The organism is Enterobacter sp. QK-SA4 (assembly GCF_056856775.1).
Genome location: NZ_JBXFXH010000007.1, coordinates 1000988 through 1023488, shown reverse-complemented (window position 1 = coordinate 1023488; position 22501 = coordinate 1000988). Strand labels below are relative to the sequence as shown.

24 protein-coding genes are annotated in these 22501 nt (G+C 57.7%); 4 read left to right on the top strand and 20 right to left on the bottom strand.

Annotated features, from left to right (window positions below):
• Positions 1 to 127: 127 nt before the first annotated feature.
• Genes AC1VYI_RS06525 through AC1VYI_RS06515 form a run of 3 tightly spaced genes read right to left on the bottom strand, consistent with a single transcriptional unit; the run spans position 128 to position 2379 of the window.
• Entirely contained in the window at positions 128 to 349 is a 222-nt protein-coding gene (locus tag AC1VYI_RS06525) for a non-oxidative hydroxyarylic acid decarboxylases subunit D (RefSeq protein WP_134867221.1), read from the bottom strand.
• A 10-nt stretch (positions 350 to 359) separates the two neighbouring features.
• Positions 360 to 1787 (bottom strand): non-oxidative hydroxyarylic acid decarboxylases subunit C, encoded by a 1428-nt coding sequence (locus tag AC1VYI_RS06520; protein ID WP_134867220.1) that lies wholly within the window; start codon positions 1785 to 1787, stop codon positions 360 to 362.
• Positions 1777 to 2379, bottom strand: coding sequence for a non-oxidative hydroxyarylic acid decarboxylases subunit B (locus AC1VYI_RS06515; RefSeq protein ID WP_023308983.1), 603 nt, complete (start codon positions 2377 to 2379; stop codon positions 1777 to 1779). The genes AC1VYI_RS06520 and AC1VYI_RS06515 overlap by 11 nt, the downstream gene beginning before the upstream one ends.
• 172 nt (positions 2380 to 2551) lie before the next feature.
• Between AC1VYI_RS06515 and AC1VYI_RS06510 the strand changes: the two genes are divergently transcribed.
• Positions 2552 to 2959 (top strand): MarR family winged helix-turn-helix transcriptional regulator, encoded by a 408-nt coding sequence (locus tag AC1VYI_RS06510; protein ID WP_023308984.1) that lies wholly within the window; start codon positions 2552 to 2554, stop codon positions 2957 to 2959.
• Here the strand turns inward: AC1VYI_RS06510 and AC1VYI_RS06505 are convergent.
• Positions 2956 to 3843 carry a LysR family transcriptional regulator gene (locus AC1VYI_RS06505; RefSeq protein ID WP_047744512.1) on the bottom strand — a complete coding sequence of 296 codons (888 nt, stop codon included), beginning with the start codon at positions 3841 to 3843 and terminating at the stop codon, positions 2956 to 2958. The two genes, AC1VYI_RS06510 and AC1VYI_RS06505, sit on opposite strands and share 4 nt — an antisense overlap.
• Before the next feature lie 108 nt (positions 3844 to 3951).
• Between AC1VYI_RS06505 and AC1VYI_RS06500 the strand changes: the two genes are divergently transcribed.
• Positions 3952 to 5154 carry an MFS transporter gene (locus tag AC1VYI_RS06500; protein ID WP_134867219.1) on the top strand — a complete coding sequence of 401 codons (1203 nt, stop codon included), beginning with the start codon at positions 3952 to 3954 and terminating at the stop codon, positions 5152 to 5154.
• On the top strand, positions 5151 to 5528 hold the full coding sequence (locus tag AC1VYI_RS06495; protein WP_134867218.1) for a DUF4440 domain-containing protein: 378 nt from the start codon (positions 5151 to 5153) through the stop codon (positions 5526 to 5528). The genes AC1VYI_RS06500 and AC1VYI_RS06495 overlap by 4 nt, the downstream gene beginning before the upstream one ends.
• 52 nt (positions 5529 to 5580) lie before the next feature.
• Here AC1VYI_RS06495 and rpoS read toward each other — a convergent pair whose 3' ends face one another.
• The 13 genes from rpoS to cysG form a co-directional block, all read right to left on the bottom strand.
• Positions 5581 to 6573: an RNA polymerase sigma factor RpoS gene (gene rpoS, locus AC1VYI_RS06490; protein ID WP_008499600.1), complete on the bottom strand. Its 993-nt coding sequence runs from the start codon at positions 6571 to 6573 to the stop codon at positions 5581 to 5583.
• 59 nt (positions 6574 to 6632) lie between these two features.
• Positions 6633 to 7757, bottom strand: a complete 1125-nt coding sequence (nlpD, locus tag AC1VYI_RS06485; RefSeq protein ID WP_029741538.1) for a murein hydrolase activator NlpD — start codon at positions 7755 to 7757, stop codon at positions 6633 to 6635.
• A 116-nt stretch (positions 7758 to 7873) separates the two neighbouring features.
• A complete protein-coding gene (locus AC1VYI_RS06480; protein WP_023333224.1) occupies positions 7874 to 8500 on the bottom strand; it encodes a protein-L-isoaspartate(D-aspartate) O-methyltransferase in 627 nt (208 codons plus the stop codon).
• Positions 8494 to 9255, bottom strand: a complete 762-nt coding sequence (gene surE / locus AC1VYI_RS06475) for a 5'/3'-nucleotidase SurE (protein ID WP_023308990.1) — start codon at positions 9253 to 9255, stop codon at positions 8494 to 8496. The genes AC1VYI_RS06480 and surE overlap by 7 nt, the downstream gene beginning before the upstream one ends.
• Positions 9236 to 10285 carry a tRNA pseudouridine(13) synthase TruD gene (gene truD, locus AC1VYI_RS06470; RefSeq protein WP_226484234.1) on the bottom strand — a complete coding sequence of 350 codons (1050 nt, stop codon included), beginning with the start codon at positions 10283 to 10285 and terminating at the stop codon, positions 9236 to 9238. The genes surE and truD overlap by 20 nt, the downstream gene beginning before the upstream one ends.
• Positions 10282 to 10761, bottom strand: a complete 480-nt coding sequence (ispF, locus tag AC1VYI_RS06465; RefSeq protein ID WP_008499607.1) for a 2-C-methyl-D-erythritol 2,4-cyclodiphosphate synthase — start codon at positions 10759 to 10761, stop codon at positions 10282 to 10284. The genes truD and ispF overlap by 4 nt, the downstream gene beginning before the upstream one ends.
• Positions 10761 to 11471 carry a 2-C-methyl-D-erythritol 4-phosphate cytidylyltransferase gene (gene ispD / locus AC1VYI_RS06460; protein ID WP_134867217.1) on the bottom strand — a complete coding sequence of 237 codons (711 nt, stop codon included), beginning with the start codon at positions 11469 to 11471 and terminating at the stop codon, positions 10761 to 10763. Before ispD ends, ispF begins: the two co-directional genes overlap by 1 nt.
• Before the next feature lie 19 nt (positions 11472 to 11490).
• Entirely contained in the window at positions 11491 to 11802 is a 312-nt protein-coding gene (gene ftsB, locus AC1VYI_RS06455) for a cell division protein FtsB (protein WP_008499609.1), read from the bottom strand.
• Positions 11803 to 11968: 166 nt separating this feature from the next.
• Positions 11969 to 12295, bottom strand: a complete 327-nt coding sequence (locus AC1VYI_RS06450) for a DUF3561 family protein (protein WP_134867216.1) — start codon at positions 12293 to 12295, stop codon at positions 11969 to 11971.
• Positions 12296 to 12353: 58 nt separating this feature from the next.
• Positions 12354 to 12959, bottom strand: coding sequence for an adenylyl-sulfate kinase (cysC, locus tag AC1VYI_RS06445; protein WP_010434543.1), 606 nt, complete (start codon positions 12957 to 12959; stop codon positions 12354 to 12356).
• Complete coding sequence (gene cysN / locus AC1VYI_RS06440) at positions 12959 to 14383, bottom strand: sulfate adenylyltransferase subunit CysN (RefSeq protein ID WP_134867215.1); 1425 nt, start codon at positions 14381 to 14383, stop codon at positions 12959 to 12961. The genes cysC and cysN overlap by 1 nt, the downstream gene beginning before the upstream one ends.
• A gap of 9 nt (positions 14384 to 14392) precedes the next feature.
• Positions 14393 to 15301, bottom strand: coding sequence for a sulfate adenylyltransferase subunit CysD (gene cysD / locus AC1VYI_RS06435; protein WP_006811770.1), 909 nt, complete (start codon positions 15299 to 15301; stop codon positions 14393 to 14395).
• 9 nt (positions 15302 to 15310) lie between these two features.
• The gene (cysG, locus tag AC1VYI_RS06430; protein ID WP_059446891.1) at positions 15311 to 16669 is read right to left on the bottom strand and encodes a siroheme synthase CysG; all 1359 of its coding nucleotides are present in this window, start codon (positions 16667 to 16669) and stop codon (positions 15311 to 15313) included.
• Positions 16670 to 16906: 237 nt separating this feature from the next.
• Between cysG and AC1VYI_RS06425 the strand changes: the two genes are divergently transcribed.
• Complete coding sequence (locus AC1VYI_RS06425; RefSeq protein WP_063408505.1) at positions 16907 to 17950, top strand: aminopeptidase; 1044 nt, start codon at positions 16907 to 16909, stop codon at positions 17948 to 17950.
• A gap of 59 nt (positions 17951 to 18009) precedes the next feature.
• On the opposite strand, the gene cysH is transcribed toward AC1VYI_RS06425, so the two are convergent.
• From cysH to cysJ, 3 genes are all read right to left on the bottom strand, one after another.
• Positions 18010 to 18744, bottom strand: coding sequence for a phosphoadenosine phosphosulfate reductase (gene cysH, locus AC1VYI_RS06420; RefSeq protein ID WP_226484244.1), 735 nt, complete (start codon positions 18742 to 18744; stop codon positions 18010 to 18012).
• A gap of 76 nt (positions 18745 to 18820) precedes the next feature.
• Positions 18821 to 20533 (bottom strand): assimilatory sulfite reductase (NADPH) hemoprotein subunit, encoded by a 1713-nt coding sequence (cysI, locus tag AC1VYI_RS06415; protein WP_023309000.1) that lies wholly within the window; start codon positions 20531 to 20533, stop codon positions 18821 to 18823.
• A complete protein-coding gene (gene cysJ / locus AC1VYI_RS06410; RefSeq protein WP_134867213.1) occupies positions 20533 to 22338 on the bottom strand; it encodes an NADPH-dependent assimilatory sulfite reductase flavoprotein subunit in 1806 nt (601 codons plus the stop codon). The genes cysI and cysJ overlap by 1 nt, the downstream gene beginning before the upstream one ends.
• Positions 22339 to 22501: the final 163 nt, after the last annotated feature.

The following is a 22501-nucleotide window of genomic DNA, read 5'->3' as shown; positions in this document are numbered from 1 at the left end:
TGTTTTGTCGGGTGGCGGCTTCGTCTTACCCGACCTACAAAACCGTAGGCCCGGTAAGCGCAGCGCCTCCGGGCAAAAGACCACACAATATTATCGCCCGGTAAGCGTAGCGCCATCGGGCTTTTTTTTACAGTAGCGGCGGGATTGTCGGCACCTGCGGCGCCTCATCAATATCCTTCTGCGTCATGCGGAACGCTTCCGGGTAGTGCTCGCGGCTGGTGCGGCGCAGCGGTTCGGTATCGCGCCAGGTATACAAACAATGCTGGCACTGATAAACGGTCCAGACCCCTTTTACCGGCGACGTCGCCATCACTTCAATATGCTTATCGGCACAACGTGGACAAATCATCTTTTCCTCCTTATTGACGTGCTGCCAGCATCGCGGTCAGTTTTTCAGCCCAGGCTTTGGTTTCAGGCAGATCCTGTACCGGCTGGCTATAGTGGCCCCGGGTGTCCGGCGCGACAGGCGTGGTGGCATCGATAATCAGTTTGTCGGTAATGCCCGCCGGGCTGGAACCGGGATCGAGTTCAAGGACCGACATGTTCGGCAGTTGCACCAGATCGCCTGCCGGGTTCACTTTCGACGACAGCGCCCACATCACCTGCGGAAGGTTGAACGGATCGACATCCTCATCCACCATAATTACCATCTTCACGTAGCCGAGGCCGTGCGGCGTGGTCATGGCGCGTAAACCGACCGCGCGGGCAAAACCGCCGTAGCGTTTTTTGGTGGAGATAATCGCCAGCAGACCGTGGGTATACATCGCATTCACCGCCTGCACTTCCGGGAATTCCGCTTTAAGCTGCTGGTAGAGCGGGACGCAGGTAGCCGGTCCCATCAGGTAGTCAATCTCGGTCCAGGGCATGCCGAGATAAAGGGATTCGAAAATAGGTTTGCTGCGGTAAGAGACTTTGTCGATACGGACAACCGTCATGTTACGACCACCGGAATAGTGTCCGGTAAACTCGCCAAACGGCCCCTCGATTTCACGCTTGCGGCCTTCAATCACCCCTTCCAGGATCACTTCAGAACCCCATGGCACATCGAAGCCGGTCAACGGCGCGGTGGCAATCGGGTACGGGCTTTCACGCAGCGCGCCGGCCATTTCATACTCGGACTGATCGTATTTCAGCGGCGTGGCGCCCATCAGGGTGATGATCGGGTCGTTGCCGAGGGTAATAGCAATCGGCAGATCTTCGCCGCGCTCTTCCGCTTTGTGCAGATGCAGGGCAATATCGTGCATCGGTACCGGCTGGAGGCCGAGCTTGCGCTTGCCCTTCACTTCCATACGGTAGATCCCGACGTTCTGCTTGCCGAAGTGGTCCGGGTCGAGCGGATCGCGCGAGACAACGCACGCTTTATCGAGATAAAAACCGCCGTCACCGTCGTTCAGGCGAAACAGCGGCAGGATATCGAACAGGTTAATGTCTTCACCGTCCACCGTATTCTGCGCCCAGGCCGGGTTGGCGCGGCGCTCCGGCGTGACGGGAAATTTATCCCAGCGGCGGATGAACTCGTCGATCTGTTTTTTTACCGGGGTGTTCGCAGGCAGCCCCATCGAAATCGCGTGGTTCTGCCAGGAGCCGATGGTATTCATCACCACGCGGGCATCGGTGAAGCCACGAATATTGTCGAACCACAGCGCGGGCGCGCCGTCGCCAATGCGGCCGGTCGCGTTGGCTGCCGCCGCCAGATCGGGCTCGGCGTTAACCTCTTCCTCAATTTTCAGCAGTTGCCCTTGCTCATCGAGCGCCTGCAGGAAGCTTCTCAAATCATCAAATGCCATCTTTATTCTCCTGTGCAAAATGTTTCGCCTCCCGCAGCCCGTTCCAGCGGCGCGCCTTTTTATGCTCCAGACCGAACTGGTCGAGCACGCGGGTCACGATGTGCTGGGTAATGTCATCGGCGGTTTGCGGGTGGTTGTAATACGCAGGCATGGGCGGCACCATCGCCACGCCCATGCGGGAAAGGGCAAGCATGTTCTCAAGATGAATGGTGCTGAGTGGCGTTTCACGAGGTACCAATACCAGCTTGCGCCCCTCTTTCAGCACCACGTCCGCCGCACGTCCAACCAGCCCTTCGGCGTAGCCCGCGCGGATACCCGCCAGCGTTTTCATGCTGCAGGGAATGACGATCATCCCGTCGGTACGAAACGAGCCGGAGGAGATGGTGGCGGCCTGGTCAGCCGGACTGTGGACAACGTCAGCCAAAGCAGCAACGTCCTGCGCGGTGTAAGGCGTTTCCAGCTCGATGGTGGTTTTTGCCCACTTAGACATCACCAGATGCGTCTCCACCTCCGGCATTTCCCGCAGCGCCTGCAGCAGCGCCACGCCCAGCGGTGCGCCCGTTGCCCCCGTCATTCCTACTATCAATCTCATTCATCACCTCAATATTTTGTTCGTACACGAACATTATAAATAAGCTACTCCAGGATCGTTTTCCTGACAAGATCGTTCGCATACGATCACACGAATGGCTAAAAGATGCCGCGTTAAAATTGAGAGCAATAGCGGCTATCATAGGGGAGAGATTTTTTCCGTCGGAGTGTTCATGGAACTAAGACAAGAGGCGTTCCACCTGTTACGTCAGCTTTTTCAACAGCATACCGCGCAGTGGCAACATGCCTTACCGGAACTGACCAAGCCACAGTATGCGGTGATGCGCTCTATTGCCGAGCATCCGGGTATTGAACAGGTGGCGTTGACCGAAGTGGCGGTCAGCACGAAAGCGACCCTGGCGGAGATGCTCAGCCGCATGGAGGCGCGCGGTCTGGTCAAACGCGAGCACGATCCGGCTGATAAGCGCCGCCGGTTTGTCTTCCTGACGCCAGAAGGTGAAGCCCTGCTTGCTGGCTGTAAACCGGTTGGCAACGAGGTGGATGAGGCGTTTTTAGGACGTCTTAACAAGGCCGAGCGGGAGCAGTTCTCCGCGCTCATCAAAAAGATGATGCACGATTAATTCACGCTGGCGCGCATAAAATCGATAAAGGTGCGCACTTTCGCTGACACATGCCGGGCATCGGGATAAACCGCATAGATGCCCTGCTGCGCAAAGGTATATTCCGGTAAAACCGGGACCAGTTTTCCCGCATCAAGCGCATCGCGCGCCAGCCATTCCGGCAGTAACGCCACACCTCCGCCAGCAAGTGCAAAGGCCATAAGGGCCTGAGCGCTGTCGGCAAACAGGCGCGGCGCTTTTTTTATCTCCAGCGTTTCAGGCGCACCGCTGGCATCCTTCACCTGCCAGCGCAGCGGCGAGGCCAGGCGCTCGTGAATAATCCAGTCGGCGTTGGCAAGGTGCGCAAGCGTTTCGATCGGATGGTTAACGAGCCACCCGGGCGCCGCGACGGGGAGAATGGAGAAGTGCGCAATCAGCGCGGCGTGGTTGCGCGAATCGGCAAGCGTTCCCAGACGGATGGCTACGTCAAAGCGCTCCGATATAAGGTCAGCGTGCAGGGACGACGAAACGTGCCGCACGCGAAGATCCGGGTGCTGCTGGCTAAACCTGGCCAGCAGCGGCACCACCACCTGTGAGCCATACTCGGGCGTAGTCGTGATCCGCAGTTCGCCAGTGAGCCCCGCATGATTCGCGCGGACATCATCCTGCAGCCGTTCCGCATCCTTCAGAAGCGCCACGCTGCGCTGATGAAAGAGCGCGCCCGCCTCGGTTAACGTCAGGCGGCGGGTGGAGCGCAGCAGCAGCGTAACGCCCAGCTCATCTTCAAGCTGGCGAATATTGAAGCTAACCACGGCTTTTGTCAGCCCCATTGCCTCGGCTGCAGCAGTGAAACTGCCGGTGTCGGCCACCGCGACAAACATCTGAGCCCGCTGCAGATTAATCATCATCACGCCCTTTACTGTCAAAACTTTTTTGACAGTATATCGCGCTTTGTCAGGTTTATCCGTGCTTCCCGGATCGATACGATACGCCACCTCACCGGAGGATCCACCATGACGTATCGCAGCAAAGTCGCCGTTGTTTATCTGCTGGGCTTTTTTCTTGATTTGATCAATATGTTTATTGCCAGCGTCGCCTTCCCGGCAATGGCTCACGCCTTTAACACCACGCCTTCAGCCCTCGCCTGGGTCAGTAACGGGTATATTGCCGGCCTGACGCTGGTGATCCCGTTCAGCAGCGTGCTCACGCGCCGCATCGGACCAAAGCGCGTCATCCTGCTCTCGCTTTTTCTGTTCAGCGCAGCCTCCGCAGCGGCGGGCCTGTCTGCAACGCTTGAAAGTCTGATCGCCTGGCGAGTACTCCAGGGCGTGGGTGGAGGTTTACTGATCCCCGTCGGACAGGCGCTGACCTGGCAACAGTTTAAGCCTCACGAGCGTGCCCGACTCTCCTCGGCGGTGATGCTGGTGGCATTGCTTGCCCCGGCCTGCTCCCCTGCTATCGGAGGCCTGCTGGTGCAGACGCTAAGCTGGCGATGGATATTTTTCGCCACGCTACCGGTCGCTGTCGTGACCTTTGTTTTGGCCTGCCTGTGGCTTAAACACGAAATGCCCGCGATGAAAGAGGCCAGACTGCTAAACCTGCCGTTACTCGCGGACCCGCTTTTGCGTTTTTCCATGCTTGTCTATATCTGCGTACCTGGCATGTTTATTGGGGTGAACGTCACGGGCATGTTTTATCTTCAGCACGTGGCGAACATGAGCCCAGCCGCAACGGGGATGCTCATGCTGCCGTGGTCCGTGGCATCGTTTATCGCCATCACGGCAACGGGACGCTATTTTAACCGTATCGGCCCCCGACCGCTGATCGTCATCGGCTGCCTGCTGCAGGCGACGGGTATCCTGCTTTTGATTAACGTCAGTTCGGCTACGCTGCTGCCTGCCGTTGCGTTTACCTTAATGGGCGCTGGGGGAAGCCTGTGCAGCAGTACGGCTCAGAGCAGCGCTTTTCTGACGACGCGCCGGGAAGAGATGCCGGATGCCAGCGCGCTGTGGAATCTTAATCGTCAGCTGAGCTTTTTTGCCGGAGCCCTGCTGCTGGCGCAGGCGCTGAGCCTGGCGCAGGCCTGGCTGCCACCGCTCGCCGCCTGGCACGGGATGTTTATTTTTGCCGCAGGCATGACCCTGCTGCCTGTACCGTACATTTTTCGTCTTAACAATACGCAGGTGCTCACCCAGCTGCGACAGGAGAATTCATGACGCCTTTCGAACACGACATTATCGACCTCCACATTGCGCTTGAAGACTGGTTAGGCAAAGGTGAAGGTGATTCCGACGCCCTGCTCGCCCGCTTCAGCCCGGATTTTTTGATGATCCCACCGGGCGGCGTTCAGATCGACTATATCGGTCTTGCCAGTTTTCTGGAAAATCAGCGCGGAAGCCGTCCAGGACTGAAGATCGTCATTGACGAATTATCCACGATCCAGCGCTGGGATCGTGGCGCGGTGCTCCACTACCGGGAGACGCAAACCCGGCCGGACCTGCCTGTCAACGTGCGCTGGTCAACCGCGGTGCTCAATCAGGAAGGCGATCGGATAGTGTGGCGTCTGCTGCACGAAACAACTAAGCCGTAGCGCAAAAGAAAAAGGCCCGTCTCACGACGGGCCTTTTTTGACGAAAGGTTGCTTATTCGCGGAACAGCGCTTCGATATTCAGACCTTGCCCCTGCAGGATTTCACGCAGGCGGCGCAGACCTTCAACCTGAATCTGACGAACACGTTCACGGGTCAGGCCAATTTCACGGCCGACGTCTTCCAGTGTCGCAGCTTCATACCCCAGTAAACCGAAACGACGTGCCAGCACTTCACGCTGTTTGGCGTTCAGCTCGAACAGCCATTTGACGATGCTCTGCTTCATGTCATCGTCCTGCGTGGTGTCTTCCGGACCGTTGTCTTTTTCATCGGCCAGGATGTCCAGCAGCGCTTTTTCGGAGTCGCCACCCAGCGGGGTGTCAACGGAGGTAATGCGCTCGTTGAGACGCAGCATACGGCTAACGTCATCAACCGGTTTATCGAGTTGCTCGGCAATCTCTTCTGCGCTTGGCTCGTGGTCCAGTTTATGGGACAACTCGCGTGCGGTACGCAGATAAACGTTCAACTCTTTGACGATGTGAATCGGCAGGCGGATCGTACGGGTCTGGTTCATAATAGCCCGTTCGATGGTCTGACGAATCCACCAGGTCGCGTAGGTTGAGAAACGGAACCCGCGTTCCGGGTCAAACTTCTCAACTGCGCGGATGAGACCTAAGTTGCCCTCTTCAATCAGATCCAGCAGAGCCAGACCACGATTGCCGTAACGGCGGGCAATTTTCACGACCAGTCGCAGGTTACTTTCAATCATGCGACGACGCGAGGCTACATCACCACGCAAAGCACGACGTGCGAAATAGACTTCTTCTTCGGCCGTTAGCAGTGGGGAGTAACCAATCTCCCCAAGGTAAAGCTGAGTCGCGTCCAGTACACGCTGTGTGGCACCCTGCGATAACAGCTCTTCTTCAGCCAAATCGTTATCACTGGGTTCCTCTTCTACTAAGGCTTTTTCGTCAAAAGCCTCTACTCCGTTCTCATCAAATTCCGCGTCTTCATTTAAATCATGAACTTTCAGCGTATTCTGACTCATAAGGTGGCTCCTACCCGTGATCCCTGAACGAGACACCCTGGCTGGCATGCCCCGTCAAATTATCGCTGCGGCAAATACTGCAGCGGGTTTACGGATTTCCCCTTGTAACGAATTTCAAAATGCAAGCGTGTAGAACTGGTTCCGGTGCTACCCATGGTAGCGATTTTTTGCCCCGCCTTAACTTCTTGTTGTTCCCGGACCAGCATTGTGTCGTTATGGGCGTAGGCACTCAGGTAATCATCGTTATGTTTGATGATAATAAGATTACCGTAACCGCGCAGAGCGTTACCGGCATACACAACGCGCCCGTCAGCGGTCGCGATGATAGCCTGTCCCTTACTCCCTGCGATATCGATCCCTTTATTTCCCCCCTCGGAGGAAGAGAAGTTCTCGATAACCTTGCCGTCAGTTGGCCAGCGCCATGCAGAGATTGGCGAACTGGAGGTCATACTGCTGGCAGTCGGTTCAGTAGAGCTAACCACAGGTGCCGTCACCGGTGCTGTGACAACAGTCGCAGTCCCTTTATTATTCGGCAACATTTTGTTAGCAGTCTGATCACCTGAATCCTCAGAATACGTAATTACAGGTTGTGAAGCAACCACCGTGGTGGATTTTTGTGCAGGCTTAACGCTGTTATTTTGAGCCGTCACATCGGCCGCTGAAACGGTGTTGCCAGGCGTAAGCGGCGTGCCCGTCGCGTTGCCAACCTGGAGCGTTTGCCCCACTTCCAGACCATACGGGGCCTGGACGTTATTGCGCTGCGCGAGGTCACGGAAATCGTTCCCGGTGATCCACGCAATGTAGAACAGCGTATCGCCGCGTTTCACGGTATAGGTGCTGCCACCGGTATAGCTGCCTTTCGGAATGTTCCCATACTGGCGGTTATAGACTATGCGGCCATTTTGGGTCTGAACAGGCTGTTCCACTGGCTGAATCTGTGTCGGCTGCGTCATTGGACGCTGAACCGGCTGGATTGGCGGATTTTGTTGCGCCGTAGAGGTACCCATTTTAGGCGGAGGAGTGATCAACATTCCGCTGGACGTGTTACCCGAGCCGCTGTTTCCGCCGACAGAACTGACGGGCGCAGGCGCGTTGTTAGAACTTGTACAGCCTGCCAGCCAGAGCGAAACCAGTGATAATGCCGCAACACGGCTGATGGTGAATTTAGGGCTTCCCGCGCTCATTTATCCCCCAGGAATGTGTTAACTACCAGTGACTTAAAATTTACCGTGATGACACGAATCTTTCGCGCCACACCATACGCTGAATTTGCCTTAATAACCCTGGATAATTCCGAGTCTCAGGCCAACTCCCCCTTTACCAGAGGCACAAAGCGCACGGCTTCCACGGTGTCGATAATAAACTCGCCGCCGCGCCGACGAACGCGCTTCAAAAGCTGCTGCTCGTCCCCGACGGGCAGAACAAGAATTCCCCCCTCATCCAGCTGCGACAACAGGGCCGCAGGAATTTCAGGCGGGGCCGCCGTCACGATGATCGCGTCAAACGGCGCGCGCGCCTTCCAACCCTGCCATCCATCACCGTGTCGTGTCGAAACATTGTGTAAATCAAGTTGTTTCAGGCGACGACGCGCCTGCCACTGTAAACCTTTAATTCGCTCAACGGAGCATACATGATGAACCAGATGCGCCAGGATCGCGGTTTGATACCCCGACCCGGTGCCAATCTCCAGCACGCGGGAGTCGGGCGTCAGCTCCAGCAGCTCCGTCATGCGCGCCACCATGTAAGGCTGCGAAATCGTCTGGCCCTGTCCGATGGGCAGCGCCACGTTTTCCCACGCTTTGTGTTCAAACGCCTCGTCTACAAATTTCTCACGCGGAACCTGAGCAAGCGCTTCAAGCACGTGCTCGTCGCGGATCCCCTGCGCGCGGAGTTGTTCCAGAAGAGTTTGTACACGTTTGTTTACCATTGCGCGTTCACTCCTGCGCGATCCAGCCAGCCCGACACCACATCATGCGCGCTATACGCGGTTAAATCTACGTGCAGGGGGGTAACCGAAACATAGCCTTCATCAACGGCGGCAAAGTCGGTATCCGGACCCGCATCGCACTTATCGCCGGGAGGGCCAATCCAGTAAAGCGTGTTGCCGCGAGGATCCTGCTGCGGGATGACCTGATCGGCAGGGTGTCGACTCCCGCAACGGGTGACGCGAATGCCTTTAATTTCGTCGAGGGGAAGATCCGGCACGTTGATGTTGAGGATGCGCCCGGTACGCAACGGCTCGCGGCCGAGCGCCCGCAGGATCGAACAGGTCACCGCGGCGGCGGTATCGTAGTGCGTATGGCCGTTCAACGAGACCGCCAGCGCCGGGAATCCCAGATGGCGCCCTTCCATTGCGGCCGCCACGGTGCCGGAGTAAATCACGTCATCGCCGAGGTTAGGACCGGCGTTAATGCCGGAAACAACGATATCCGGACGCGGCCGCATCAGCGCGTTCACGCCCAGAAAAACACAGTCGGTTGGCGTGCCCATCTGCACGGCAATATCGCCATTTTCAAAGGTAAAGGTGCGAAGCGACGACTCCAGCGTCAGAGAGTTAGACGCTCCACTGCGGTTACGATCGGGCGCCACGACCTGCACATCCGCAAATTCACGGAGGTGTTTCGCCAGGGTCTGAATGCCTGGCGCGTGGATCCCGTCATCGTTACTCAGCAATATTCGCATAATCACCCGAGGTGTTGATTAGTTCCCTGACAACACTGGTGGCAAAGCTACCTGCCGGTAGCCAGAAGCGTAACTCGACGGTTACGTCATCCCACCAGTTCCAGCTTAACTGCTGCGGATAGAGCAGCATCGCGCGGCGTGCCGCTTCAACTTTTTCCCGCACCAGCAGTGATTGCAATTCTGGCGCATCCGCTACGGCTGACTGCTCGGCGGCCAGCGCGTCGCCCTGCGTTCCCCAGTCGCCCGTACCGGGCAGCGCGGCGGTAATCATCAGCGCTTTTGCGTCCACGCGCGACTGCAAATCGGCCATTTCTTCGGCCGTTGCCACAAACCAGCTTCCGCGTCCCGCTAATTGTAGCGCATCGCCAACAACAACTTGATTCGCGTCCGTTTTTTTCAGCCTTTCGCTCACAATCTGATTAAACAACGCGCTGCGGGCCGCAGACAACCAAAAACTGCGTTTATTCCTGTCGCGCACCGGTGCATCGCTTTGCGCCCAGCGCAGCGCGCCCTGCAGGTTGCTGCCGCCAATGCCAAAGCGCTGCGCGCCAAAGTAGTTCGGTACGCCGCGTTCACTGATAGCGTTCAGTCGTTTTTCAACATCTTCGCGGTGCGACACTTCACGCAACACCAGCGTAAAGTCGTTCCCCTTCAACGCCCCCAGACGCAGTTTGCGCTTGTGCCGGGCGAATTCCAGTACCTTACAGCCTTCAAGCTCAAATTTGCTTAAATCAGGCATCGTATTGCCGGGAACGCGCGCACACAGCCACTGTTCCGTGACGGCGTGTTTATCTTTCTGCCCGGCAAAGCTTACTTCGCGGGCATGAATTTTGAGGAATTTTGCCAGCGCGTCGGCCACGAAGCGGGTATTGCAGCCATTTTTCAGAATACGCACCAGGATATGTTCGCCTTCGCCATCCGGCTCAAAGCCCAGATCCTCCACCACGAGGAAATCTTCCGGGCTGGCTTTCAGCACCCCGTTCCCCTGCGGTTTACCGTGCAGGTATGTCAGGTTGTCGAAGTCCGTCATTTGCTCGCCTTCACCAGCAGCGCCACAGCCTCACAGGCAATCCCTTCGCCACGCCCGGTAAAGCCCAGCTTCTCGGTCGTCGTCGCTTTGACGTTCACGTCGTCCATATGGCAGCCCAGATCTTCTGCAATAAACACACGCATCTGCGGAATGTGCGGCAGCATTTTCGGGGCCTGGGCAATAATCGTCACGTCGACGTTGCCGAGGGTGTAGCCTTTCGCCTGAATGCGGCGCCACGCTTCGCGCAGCAGTTCGCGGCTGTCCGCGCCTTTAAATGCCGGGTCGGTGTCCGGGAACAGCTTGCCGATATCACCCAGCGCGGCAGCGCCCAACAGCGCGTCGGTCAGCGCATGCAGTGCCACGTCGCCATCAGAATGCGCCAGCAGTCCTTTTTCATAGGGAATGCGCACGCCGCCAATGATAATTGGGCCTTCTCCGCCAAAGGCGTGTACATCAAAACCGTGTCCAATTCGCATTATGCCTTCTCCTGATGGGTCGAACGGGTAAGATAAAATTCCGCGAGCTGTAAATCTTCCGGACGCGTCACTTTTATATTATCAGCGCGTCCTTCAACAAGCTCAGGGTGGAAACCGCAATATTCCAGCGCAGAGGCTTCGTCCGTGATGGTCGCGCCTTCTTTAAGCGCTCGCGTTAGGCAGTCGTGGAGTAATTCGCGGGGGAAAAATTGTGGCGTCAGCGCGTGCCATAAATCGACGCGATCGACGGTGTGGGCGATAGCCTGTTTTCCCGGCTCGGCGCGCTTCATGGTGTCGCGCACCGGTGCGGCCAGAATCCCGCCAACCTCGCTTGTTCCGCTCAGCGCCAGCAGGCGCGCAAGATCGTCCTGATGCAGGCAAGGACGCGCCGCGTCATGCACCAGCACCCACGGAGCGTTTCCGGCGGCCTGAATGCCCGCCAGCACGGAATCGGCGCGCTCGGCGCCACCGTCAACGACGGTAATCTGTGGATGATTTGCCAGCGGCAGCTGCGCGAAGCGCGCATCGCCAGGGCTGATAGCGATGATCACACGCGTCACCCGCGGGTGCGCCAGCAGCGCCGCCACGGCGTGCTCGAGGATCGTTTTATCGCCAATAGAGAGGTACTGCTTGGGACATTCTGTCTGCATGCGCCGGCCAAAACCTGCGGCCGGCACCACGGCGCATACGTCCGAAAAAGTTACTGCCATGTCGTAATCCTGGGCCTGATTATCGATTGTTTTGTGCTGAGCCCTGATTGCGTTTAGACGCATCCGGAACCAGACGATAAAAGGTTTCGCCCGGCTTAGTCATACTGAGTTCATTGCGTGCGCGTTCCTCAATCGCCTCCTGCCCGCCATTGAGGTCATCAATTTCAGCGAAGAGTTGATCGTTTCGCGCCTTAAGTTTGGCGTTTGTTGCCTGCTGAGCCGCGACGTCATCGCTCACCCGGCTATAGTCGTGCAGTCCGTTCTTACCGAACCACAGCGAATATTGCAGCCAGATTAGCAAAGCCAGCAACAGCAGCGTTAGTTTACCCATCCTGCCCCCTGAAAAACGGCATCATCATCCCAAGACTTCCCCAGAGCACTACGCCGGGGTAACAGAGATGCCGCAACATCGCGGGCAAATGTACCACATTTTTTCCGCAGAATCGTCCTGCACAATATCGTTACACAGTTGGTTACGGTTTGAATTATGGCTGAAGTTAGCCCATGAGCCACAAAAATAACAGACCAAACATCAGAACCACCGTCACAATCGTGACCACGGTGCTGTAGAGGAGCTTGCCGTTGAGCAGAGAGTGCAGCGCAATGCCGACAACAACCGCCACGGGCATCAACGCCAGAAAGAAAGGCCAGGTGTAGAGAAAGAAGAACAGCGTGTTGCCGCCGTAGATAAGAAACGGAATGCCAAGCGCCAGCAGCCATGAGACGAAGCCAATGATGGCCCCAGGAAATGACCTGGTCGTTTCGTCGTCGGTCGCTAGCGGCTCCGACCCGGTGGTGGTGATGTAATGTTCACTGTTGCGCATAGCTAATCCTGTGACCGTGACTCATCGTTCGGGAAGACAGCTCCCGAACGATACCGCCTCAGGATCTGATAATATCGTCCCGCCTGAGCAGGTCTAATAATTGGCTTACTAAATTTGTTACCAATTGTTGACCTTCCAGGTGAATTTCAGGCGATTCAGGCGCTTCGTATACCGCGTCAATTCCGGTGAAGTTGCGCAGCTCTCCGGCACGCGCTTTCTTGTACAGCCCTTTCGGGTCGCGCGCTTCGCAAATCTCCAGCGGCGTATCGACAAACACCTCGATAAAGCGATCCTGGCCCACGCGTTCGCGCACCATCTGGCGCTCGGCGCGGTGCGGGGAGATAAACGCGGTCAGCACCACCAGCCCGGCGTCAGCCATCAGGCTGGCGACTTCGCCCACCCGGCGGATGTTCTCTTTGCGGTCATCGTCGCTAAACCCTAAATCGCTGCACAGGCCGTGACGCACGTTATCGCCATCCAGCAGGTACGTGCTTACGCCCTGCTGATGCAACGCCTCTTCCAGCGCGCCTGCCACCGTCGATTTACCCGAGCCGGACAGCCCGGTAAACCACAGCACAACCCCACGGTGACCGTGGAGCTGTTCGCGCTGGGCGACGGTCACCGGATGAGGATGCCAGACGACGTTCTCATCATGGGCGGCCATTACTTGCCTCCCAGCAGATCGCGTGCGCCCCAGTGCGGGAAGTGTTTACGCACCAGCGCGTTCAGTTCCAGCTCGAAGGCGCTGAATTCAGACGTCGCGGCAGCCTGTTTAATCGGTTCGCGAACCATACCGGCCCCGACGGTAACGTTGGTCAGCCTGTCGATAAAGATCAGCCCTCCCGTGACCGGGTTCTGCTGATACGGATCCAGCACCAGCGGTTCGTCGAAGGTCAGATCGACCAGACCAATGCCGTTCAGCGGCAGCTCGGTGACGTCACGCTGGGTCAGGTTGTTGATATCCACCTGGAACTGAATACCGTCCACGCGGGCGCGGGTTTTCTTGCCGGCAATTTTGATGTCATAGCTCTGGCCAGCGGTCAGCGGCTGTTCTGCCATCCACACCACGTCCACGGAAGCCCCCTGCACTGCCGCCAGCGTTTCCTGCGCATCGACCAGCAGGTCGCCGCGGCTGATATCAATTTCGTCTTTCAGCACCAGCGTTACGGCTTCACCGGCGCCCGCTTCCTGCAGGTCACCGTCGAAGGTGACGATGCGGGCGATAGTCGATTCCACGCCGGATGGCAGCACCTTGACGCGCTGACCTAGCTTCACGGAGCCTGACGCCAGGGTGCCTGAGAAACCGCGGAAATCGAGGTTTGGACGGTTCACGTACTGCACCGGGAAGCGCATCGGCTGGGTATCGACCACGCGCTGAATTTCAACGGTTTCCAGCACTTCCAGCAGCGTCGGACCGCTGTACCACGGCATGTTCGCGCTCTGGGAGGCGACGTTATCCCCTTCCAGCGCCGAGAGCGGCACAAAGCGAATATCCAGGTTGCCCGGCAGCTGTTCGGCAAAGGTCAGGTAGCTCTGGCGGATCTCCTCGAACTTCTCTTCGCTGAAGTTGACCAGATCCATCTTGTTGACCGCCACCACCAGGTGTTTGATCCCCAGCAGCGTCGAGATAAAGCTGTGACGACGGGTCTGATCCAGCACGCCTTTACGCGCGTCCATCAGCAGGATCGCCAGGTCGCAGGTGGACGCGCCGGTCGCCATGTTGCGTGTGTACTGCTCGTGCCCCGGGGTGTCAGCGATAATAAATTTGCGCTTCTCGGTAGAGAAGTAGCGGTAGGCCACGTCGATGGTGATGCCCTGCTCGCGCTCCGCCTGCAGGCCGTCCACCAGCAGGGCCAGGTCGAGTTTTTCACCCTGGGTGCCGTGACGTTTACTGTCGTTATGCAGGGAAGAGAGCTGATCTTCATAAATCTGGCGCGTGTCGTGCAGCAGGCGGCCAATCAGGGTACTTTTCCCGTCATCCACGCTGCCGCAGGTCAGAAAACGCAGCAGGCTTTTGTGTTGTTGCGCGTGCAGATACGCTTCCACGCCGCCTTCGTTGGCAATTTGTTGAGCAATAGTGGTGTTCATGGCGGCTCCTTAGAAATAACCCTGACGTTTCTTCAGCTCCATGGAGCCTGCCTGGTCGCGGTCAATCACGCGCCCCTGTCGCTCGCTGGTGGTGGACACCAGCATCTCTTCGATGATCTCCGGCAGCGTCTGCGCGCTGGATTCCACCGCGCCGGTCAGCGGCCAGCAGCCGAGGGTACGGAAACGGACCATCTGTTTTTTGATCACTTCACCCGGCTGCAGGTCGATGCGATCGTCATCGATCATCATCAGCATGCCGTCGCGCTCCAGCACCGGGCGCTCGGCGGCCAGGTACAGCGGAACGATTTCGATGTTTTCCAGATAGATGTACTGCCAGATGTCCAGCTCGGTCCAGTTGGAGAGCGGGAAGACGCGAATGCTTTCGCCTTTGTTGATCTGACCGTTGTAGTTGTGCCACAGCTCCGGACGCTGGTTTTTCGGATCCCAGCGGTGGAAGCGGTCGCGGAAGGAGTAGATACGCTCTTTGGCGCGGGATTTCTCCTCGTCACGGCGCGCGCCGCCGAAGGCCGCGTCAAAACCGTATTTATTCAGCGCCTGCTTCAGCCCTTCAGTTTTCATGATATCGGTGTGCTTGGCGCTGCCGTGCACGAACGGGTTAATGCCCATCGCCACCCCTTCCGGGTTTTTATGCACAAGCAGCTCGCAGCCGTAGGCTTTCGCGGTACGGTCACGGAACTCGTACATTTCACGGAACTTCCAGCCGGTATCCACGTGCAGCAGCGGGAACGGCAGCGTGCCCGGATAAAACGCTTTACGCGCCAGATGCAGCATGACGCTGGAATCTTTACCGATGGAGTACATCATCACCGGGTTAGAAAACTCGGCGGCCACTTCGCGGATAATATGGATACTCTCCGCTTCGAGCTGCCGCAGGTGTGTAAGACGTTTTTGGTCCATAACCGTTCCTTAAGCCAAATTTACAACAGAAGAACCAAAGCCTTCTGTATCGGTTGTGTGTTGGAACCAGGCGAGCGTGCTGTGCAGCTGCACCACTTCACCCACCACGATCAGGGCGGGCATCGGGGCGTCTTTCGCCAGGGTTGCAAGATGTTCAAGCGTGCCCGTCGCAACGTGCTGATCGACGCGCGTGCCGCGAGAAATGACGGCAACGGGCGTCGTCGCCTCGCGACCGTGCTGAATAAGCTGTTCGCTGATGTCCGCGGCCTTCATCGTGCCCATGTAGATCGCCAGCGTCTGGCGGCTCTGGGCGAGATGCGACCAGTCGAACGGCGTGCTGTCGGCCTTGTAGTGGCCGGTCACAAAGGTGACGCTCTGGGCGTAATCGCGGTGGGTCAGCGGAATACCGGCGTAGGCCGTCACCGCAGAGGCCGCCGTGATGCCGGGCACCACCTGAAACGGTACGCCCGCTTCGGCTGCCGCCTGCAGCTCTTCGCCGCCGCGGCCGAAGATAAACGGATCGCCCCCTTTCAGGCGCACCACGGTTTTACCCGCTTTGGCGGCGTCAACCAGCATCTGGTTGGTGTCGTGCTGCGGCACCGAGTGCTCGCCAGCCCGTTTGCCGACGCAGATTTGCTCCGCGTCGCGACGGATCAGCTCGCGCACGCCGTCGGTGACCAGATGGTCGTAGAACACCACGTCCGCGTCCTGCAGCACCTGCAGGCCGCGCAGCGTCAGAAGTCCGGCATCGCCCGGCCCTGCCCCCACCAGAATGATCTCCCCGCCCGTGCTGCCGGGGTTATCCAGTTCGTCCTCGAGGATTTTCTGCGCCGCCGTCTCATTACCGGCATGCATCAGGCTGGCAAAGCGGCCGCGGAACACGCGTTCCCAGAAGCGACGGCGTTCCGTTACGCTGGTCAGGCGCGTTTTAAGGTGGTTGCGCCAGAAGCTGGCTTTTTCCGCCATGCGCCCGAGGCTGGTCGGCAGCAGCGCTTCGATTTTTTCACGCAGCACGCGCGCCAGCACCGGTGCGGTACCGCCGGAGGAGATCGCCACCAGCAGCGGAGAACGGTCAACGATCGACGGGAAGATAAACGAGCATAACGGCTGGTCGTCCACCACGTTCACCAGGCGGTAACGGGCCTGAGCGGCGTCGGAAATCCGCCGGTTCAGGTCGCGATCTTCGGTCGCCGCAATCACCAGCACTACGGTATCGATTTGTGATTCGTCAAAATCCGCTTCTGCCACTACCCGCACCTGCGCCCCTGCGCGCTGCAAAAACGCGATTTTGCGATCGGCAATTTCACCCGTGCCTACAACCAGCACCGGCTTCTCTTTTATCGCGGCAAATAAGGGCAGATAGTCCACAAGCAACAACTCACTAACAACGAGGAATAAAGGGACTATAGGGGGCGGCTTAGACCGAATGAAATTACGAATTGGAATGAGTAGTTACTCAATGGAATAACGCCGTGAAAAAGCTAATACCAAAAAGTGCTTAACATGCGAAATATCGGGCATTTAAGAACAATTCAAATTGTGTATGGGCGATCACAGTTTCATACTAGGCGGGTTAATATTTTGCTCTGTTTTTAAGGACTCACTATGTTTTCCGCAACGCGCCACCGTATTGCTGCCCTGGCGCTCGGCGTTTGCTTTATTCTTCCTGCCCAGGCAAAAAACCAACCTTATGGTGAAATCGCCACTATGCAGGCGCGTCATATTGCCACCGTCTTTCCTGGCCGCATGACCGGCTCGCCTGCGGAGATGCTCTCCGCGGACTATCTTCGCCAGCAGTTTGCCGGGATGGGCTATCAGAGCGATATCAGGTCGTTTCACAGCCGCTACGTCTATACCTCACGAAATAAAACGAAAAACTGGCATAACGTGACCGGCAGTACGGTTATCGCGGCGCATGAAGGTAGCGCGGCTGAACAGATTATTATTATGGCGCACCTTGATACCTACGCCCCGATGAGCGATGCCGATACGGATAACAACCTCGGCGGGCTGACGCTGCAGGGCATGGACGACAACGCGGCGGGCCTGGGCGTGATGCTCGAACTGGCCGAGCGGATGAAAGATATTCCAACCCAGTATGGCATTCGTTTCGTGGCTACCAGCGGTGAAGAAGAGGGCAAACTCGGCGCTGAGAATCTCCTTAAACGCATGAGCGCTGAGGAGAAGAAAAATACGCTGCTGGTGATCAACCTCGATAACCTGATCGTCGGCGATAAACTTTATTTCAACAGCGGGCAGAGTACGCCGGGACCCGTGCGGAAACTGACGCGCGACCGGGCGCTGGCGATTGCCCGCAGCCATGGCGTTTTTGCCACCAGCAACCCTGGCGGTAACCCCGATTATCCGCGAGGAACGGGCTGCTGCAACGACGGGGAAGTGTTCGATAAGGCGGGCATCCCGGTGCTGTACGTGGAAGCGACAAACTGGGCATTGGGCAAGAAAGATGGCTATCAGCAACGCGCTAAATCGAAAGCCTTCCCGGACGGGACAAGCTGGCACAACGTGATGCTGGATAATCAGCAGCACATTGACAGCGCGCTGCCGCAGCGGATTGAGCACCGCAGTCGTGATGTGGTGAAGGTCATGCTGCCGCTGGTGAAGGAGCTGGCGAAAGCGGGGAAAGCCTAGTGCTTATCCACCCCCTCACCCTCTCCCAAAGGGGAGAGGGTGAGGGGGTGGATAAGGAATTACCCTTCGTGCAGCCCGCACTCGCGCTTCAGCCCAAAGAATCGCGTCTCTTCTTCCGCCATTCCCGGTTCCCATTTGCGCGTGGTGTGGGTGTCGCCCACCGACAGATAGCCCTGGTCCCACAGGGGATGGTACTTCAGCCCGTGTTTTTGCAGATACTGATACACCGTCCGGTTATCCCAGTCGATAATCGGCAGCACTTTAAACACCCCGCGCTGGACCACCAGCACCGGTAAGGTTGCACGACTGCCGGACTGCTCGCGACGCAGGCCCGCAAACCACGTCTGCGCATTGAGCTCTTTCAGCGCCCGGTTCATCGGCTCGACTTTGTTGATCTCATTGTATTTCTCAATGCCCTCAACGCCCTGCTCCCACAGCTTACCGTAGCGCGCCTCCTGCCAGGCCGCGCTTTCCGTCGCGCGGTAAACTTTGAGGTTCAGCTTGAGCTTGTCCTTCAGCTCGTCAATAAACTGGTAGGTTTCCGGGAACAGGTAGCCGGTATCGGTGAGGATCACCGGAATGTCCGGACGGATCTGATTCACCAGATGCAGGCTGACCGCCGCCTGAATACCAAAGCTCGACGAGAGCACATAGTCTCCCGGCAGGTTTTCCAGCGCCCACGCCACGCGCCCTTCGGCGTCCAGCTTTTCAAGGTGGGCATTGGTTTCTGCCAGCGCCAGAATGCGTTCGACTTTAGGCAGATCGTTAAGGGCGTTTAGATCGAGTACGGACATAAGAACCTCGTTTGCCTGTTTTGCCGGGCGGCACTGCGTTTGCCCGGCCTACAACACCTGTAAAACCATCGGGATGTTACTCCCAGAAATCCCTTGCGGGATCGAGCACCGGGCGAATGATGCCCGCACGCACCGTAAAGTCGCCGAAGCCTTCACCCGCTTCGCGCTCTTTCGCCCAGCGCCCGACGAGCTCGTCGATGGAATCAAGGATTTCCGGCTCGGTAATGTTCTCGCGGAACATACGCGGAATGCGCGTGCCGATACGGTTACCGCCCAGGTGCAGGTTATAGCGCCCCGGCGCTTTCCCCACCAGACCCAGCTCGGCCAGCATCGCGCGACCGCAGCCGTTCGGGCAGCCGGTGACGCGCATAACAATATGCTCGTCCGGAATACCGTGTTTTTCCAGAATCGCTTCTACCTTGTCAGTGAATGACGGCAGGAAACGTTCCGCTTCGGCCATCGCCAGCGGGCAGGTCGGGAACGACACGCAGGCCATCGAGTTTTCACGCTGCGGCTTAACCGCATCCATTAACCCGTGGTCGCGCGCCAGCTTCTCGATCTTCGCCTTCTGGCTCTCCGGCACGCCGGCAATAATGAGATTCTGGTTAGCGGTAATGCGGAATTCGCCTTTATGGATCTTAGCAATTTCCAGCAGACCGGTTTTGAGCGGACGGCCCGGATAATCCAGAATACGGCCGTTTTCAATAAACAGCGTCAGGTGCCATTTATTATCGATACCCTTCACCCAGCCAATGCGATCGCCGCGACCGGTGAATTCGTAAGGGCGGATCGGCTCAAACTTGATGCCTGCGCGACGCTCCACTTCCTCTTTGAACGTCTCAACGCCCACGCGCTCCAGGGTGTATTTGGTTTTCGCGTTTTTACGGTCGGTACGGTTGCCCCAGTCGCGTTGGGTGGTTACTACCGCTTCCGCCACGGCCAGCGTGTGCTCCAGCGGCAGGAAGCCGAACTCGCTCGCGGTACGGGCGTAGGTTTTCTTATTGCCGTGCTCAATGGACAGGCCGCCGCCCACCAGCAGGTTAAAGCCAATCAGCTTGCCGTTTTCGGCAATCGCCACGAAGTTCATGTCGTTGGCGTGCAGGTCGATATCGTTCTGCGGTGGGATCACGACCGTAGTTTTGAACTTACGCGGCAGATAGGTCTGGCCGAGAATCGGTTCTTCGTCCGTTGTCGCGACTTTTTCCTGATCGAGCCAAATCTCCGCATAGGCGCGGGTGCGCGGCAGCAGATGCTCAGAGATCTTCTTCGCCCACTCATAGGCTTCGGCGTGCAGCTCGGACTCATACGGGTTCGAGGTGCAAAGCACGTTACGGTTCATGTCGTTGGCGGTCGCCAGCGCGTCCAGCCCGACCGAGTGCAGCATCTGATGCACCGGCTTCACGTTCTTCTTCAGAATGCCGTGGAACTGGAAGGTCTGACGGTTGGTCAGGCGGATGCTGCCATAAATCGTATTTTCACCGGCAAACTTGTCGATGGCCTGCCACTGCTTGGTGGTGATCACCCCGCCCGGCAGACGGCAGCGCAGCAGCATCGCATGACGCGGCTCCAGCTTCTGCTCGGCACGCTCGGCGCGGATGTCGCGATCGTCCTGCTGGTACATACCGTGGAAGCGGATCAGCAGGAAGTTGTCGCCTTTGAAGCCGCCGGTGAGACCGTCATTCAGATCTTCAGCAATGGTGCCGCGCAGATAGTTGCTTTCCAGCTTCATGCGCTCGGCGTCTGTCAGTTTACCTTCGACCACCAGTGGCCCTGGATGTTTTTCGCTCATTAGTAGACATCTCGCTGATAACGGCGCTCAACGCGCAGCTCACTTAAAAATTCATCCGCCGTTTCGGCATCCATACCGCCGAATTCGGCAATCACTTCCAGCAGTGCCTGCTCAACGTCTTTCGCCATGCGATTGGCGTCGCCGCAGACATAAATGTGGGCACCGTCATTGATCCAGCGCCACAGCTCTGCGCCCTGTTCGCGCAGTTTGTCTTGTACGTATACTTTTTCTTTCTGGTCGCGGGACCAGGCCAGATCGATGCGGGTCAGTACGCCTTCTTTCACATAGCGCTGCCACTCAACCTGGTAGAGGAAATCCTCGGTAAAGTGCGGGTTGCCGAAGAACAGCCAGTTTTTACCCGGCGCTTCATCTGCCGCGCGCTGCTGCATGAAGGCGCGGAACGGCGCAATGCCGGTGCCTGGGCCAATCATGATGACCGGCGTTTCCGGGTTCGCCGGGAGGCGGAAGTTGTCGTTGTGCTCGATAAAGACGCGCACTTCGCCCTCTTCTTCCACGCGATCCGCCAGGAAACTTGATGCCCCACCCGCGCGGGCGCGGCCTTCGATGTCGTAGCGCACCACGCCGACGGTAATATGCACTTCACTCTCCACTTCGGCCTGCGAAGAGGCGATGGAGTACAGGCGCGGCGTCAGCGGTCGCAGCAGGCCGATTAGCGCATCGGCATCCAGCTGAGCCGGAGAGAAACGGACCATATCGACAATTGGCGTCGTCGCGGCGTAATGCTGCAGCTTCGCCTTGTCGCCCACCAGCGGCAGCAGGGATTCGCTGCGCGTTAAGGTGGCATAATTTTCGACGATATTCGGGGTATTCACCGTCAGTTCGAAATGCCACTGCAGCGCCTCTGAAAGCGACTGGGTTTTGCCGTCAACGGTGACGGGCTCGTCACCCTTCAGCCACAGCAGCTCAACCAGCTCTTTCACCAGAGCCGGATCGTTCTGATACCAGATACCCAGCGCGTCGCCCGGCTGATAGCGCAGGCCCGAGTCGCCGAGATCGATTTCGATATGGCGCACGTCTTTTTCCGAATCGCGGCCGGTAATTTTCTGGTTCACCGACAGGCTCGCCGTCAGCGGCGCCTCTTTGGTGTACGGGCTGGTGTGGATATCGTTTACAGCTCCCGTCGCGGTGAACGCGGCCTGCGCCGACGTCTCTTTCGGCACGCGCGCTTTCAGCACCTCAACAATGCGGGCACGCCATTCGGCGGCGGCGGTCTGGTATTCGACATCCGCGTCAACGCGGTCCAGCAGGCGCTCCGCGCCCAGCTCCGCCAGCCTGCTGTCGAAGTCTTTACCGGACTGGCAGAAGAATTCATACGAGGTATCGCCAAGGCCAAATACGGCAAACGCCGTGCCATCCAGCTTCGGCGCTTTTTTCGAGAACAGGAACTTGTGCAGCGCCACCGCTTCTTCAGCGGGTTCACCTTCGCCCTGCGTAGAAGCGACCACCACCAGCAGTTTTTCTGACGCGATTTGCTTAAATTTATAATCGCCGGCGTTGACCAGGTTCACATTCAGTTTGGCGGCCAGCAGGTCGTCACGCAGCGCTTCGGCCACGCGGCGCGCATTGCCCGTCTGCGAGGCGGAAATCAGCGTAATGGCCGGAATTTCAACGGCCGTTACTGGTGCACCCGCCACAGCGCCAGGCTGCTGATTGAGCATTCCCCAGAAATAACCGGAGACCCAGGCAAGCTGAGTGGGAGAAAAATCAGAGGTGGCAGCCTGAAGGCGCGCCAGTTGCTCCGGGTTCAGGGGAAGCAAATTTGAAGGTGGGGCCTGTGTTGTCATGCGTCGTTATGTTCCAGTAGCCAAGCGGACTTTAAGCGAATAAATCCAAACTGAAGATAAGGTTAACGGCGAGGATAATAACAATTAAAGAAGGGATGGAAATAATAAATAACCAAATGGACTAACCTGTTTTAGTTGTCATACTTAACTATAAAACCGATTA

Bases quoted from the DNA above. Each gene is read 5' to 3' on its own strand.
- AC1VYI_RS06505 (WP_047744512.1), bottom strand. From the start codon at position 3,843: ATGATTAATCTGCAGCGGGCTCAGATGTTTGTCGCGGTGGCCGACACC.
- cysD (WP_006811770.1), bottom strand. From the start codon at position 15,301: ATGGACCAAAAACGTCTTACACACCTGCGGCAGCTCGAAGCGGAGAGT.
- AC1VYI_RS06450 (WP_134867216.1), bottom strand. From the start codon at position 12,295: ATGCGCAACAGTGAACATTACATCACCACCACCGGGTCGGAGCCGCTA.
- AC1VYI_RS06525 (WP_134867221.1), bottom strand. From the start codon at position 349: ATGATTTGTCCACGTTGTGCCGATAAGCATATTGAAGTGATGGCGACG.
- AC1VYI_RS06425 (WP_063408505.1), top strand. From the start codon at position 16,907: ATGTTTTCCGCAACGCGCCACCGTATTGCTGCCCTGGCGCTCGGCGTT.
- nlpD (WP_029741538.1), bottom strand. From the start codon at position 7,757: ATGAGCGCGGGAAGCCCTAAATTCACCATCAGCCGTGTTGCGGCATTA.
- truD (WP_226484234.1), bottom strand. From the start codon at position 10,285: ATGACGGACTTCGACAACCTGACATACCTGCACGGTAAACCGCAGGGG.
- ispF (WP_008499607.1), bottom strand. From the start codon at position 10,761: ATGCGAATTGGACACGGTTTTGATGTACACGCCTTTGGCGGAGAAGGC.
- AC1VYI_RS06520 (WP_134867220.1), bottom strand. From the start codon at position 1,787: ATGGCATTTGATGATTTGAGAAGCTTCCTGCAGGCGCTCGATGAGCAA.
- ftsB (WP_008499609.1), bottom strand. From the start codon at position 11,802: ATGGGTAAACTAACGCTGCTGTTGCTGGCTTTGCTAATCTGGCTGCAA.
- ispD (WP_134867217.1), bottom strand. From the start codon at position 11,471: ATGGCAGTAACTTTTTCGGACGTATGCGCCGTGGTGCCGGCCGCAGGT.
- cysN (WP_134867215.1), bottom strand. From the start codon at position 14,383: ATGAACACCACTATTGCTCAACAAATTGCCAACGAAGGCGGCGTGGAA.
- surE (WP_023308990.1), bottom strand. From the start codon at position 9,255: ATGCGAATATTGCTGAGTAACGATGACGGGATCCACGCGCCAGGCATT.
- AC1VYI_RS06500 (WP_134867219.1), top strand. From the start codon at position 3,952: ATGACGTATCGCAGCAAAGTCGCCGTTGTTTATCTGCTGGGCTTTTTT.
- AC1VYI_RS06495 (WP_134867218.1), top strand. From the start codon at position 5,151: ATGACGCCTTTCGAACACGACATTATCGACCTCCACATTGCGCTTGAA.
- rpoS (WP_008499600.1), bottom strand. From the start codon at position 6,573: ATGAGTCAGAATACGCTGAAAGTTCATGATTTAAATGAAGACGCGGAA.
- cysH (WP_226484244.1), bottom strand. From the start codon at position 18,744: ATGTCCGTACTCGATCTAAACGCCCTTAACGATCTGCCTAAAGTCGAA.
- cysC (WP_010434543.1), bottom strand. From the start codon at position 12,959: ATGGCCGCCCATGATGAGAACGTCGTCTGGCATCCTCATCCGGTGACC.
- cysJ (WP_134867213.1), bottom strand. From the start codon at position 22,338: ATGACAACACAGGCCCCACCTTCAAATTTGCTTCCCCTGAACCCGGAG.
- cysI (WP_023309000.1), bottom strand. From the start codon at position 20,533: ATGAGCGAAAAACATCCAGGGCCACTGGTGGTCGAAGGTAAACTGACA.
- AC1VYI_RS06510 (WP_023308984.1), top strand. From the start codon at position 2,552: ATGGAACTAAGACAAGAGGCGTTCCACCTGTTACGTCAGCTTTTTCAA.
- AC1VYI_RS06515 (WP_023308983.1), bottom strand. From the start codon at position 2,379: ATGAGATTGATAGTAGGAATGACGGGGGCAACGGGCGCACCGCTGGGC.
- AC1VYI_RS06480 (WP_023333224.1), bottom strand. From the start codon at position 8,500: ATGGTAAACAAACGTGTACAAACTCTTCTGGAACAACTCCGCGCGCAG.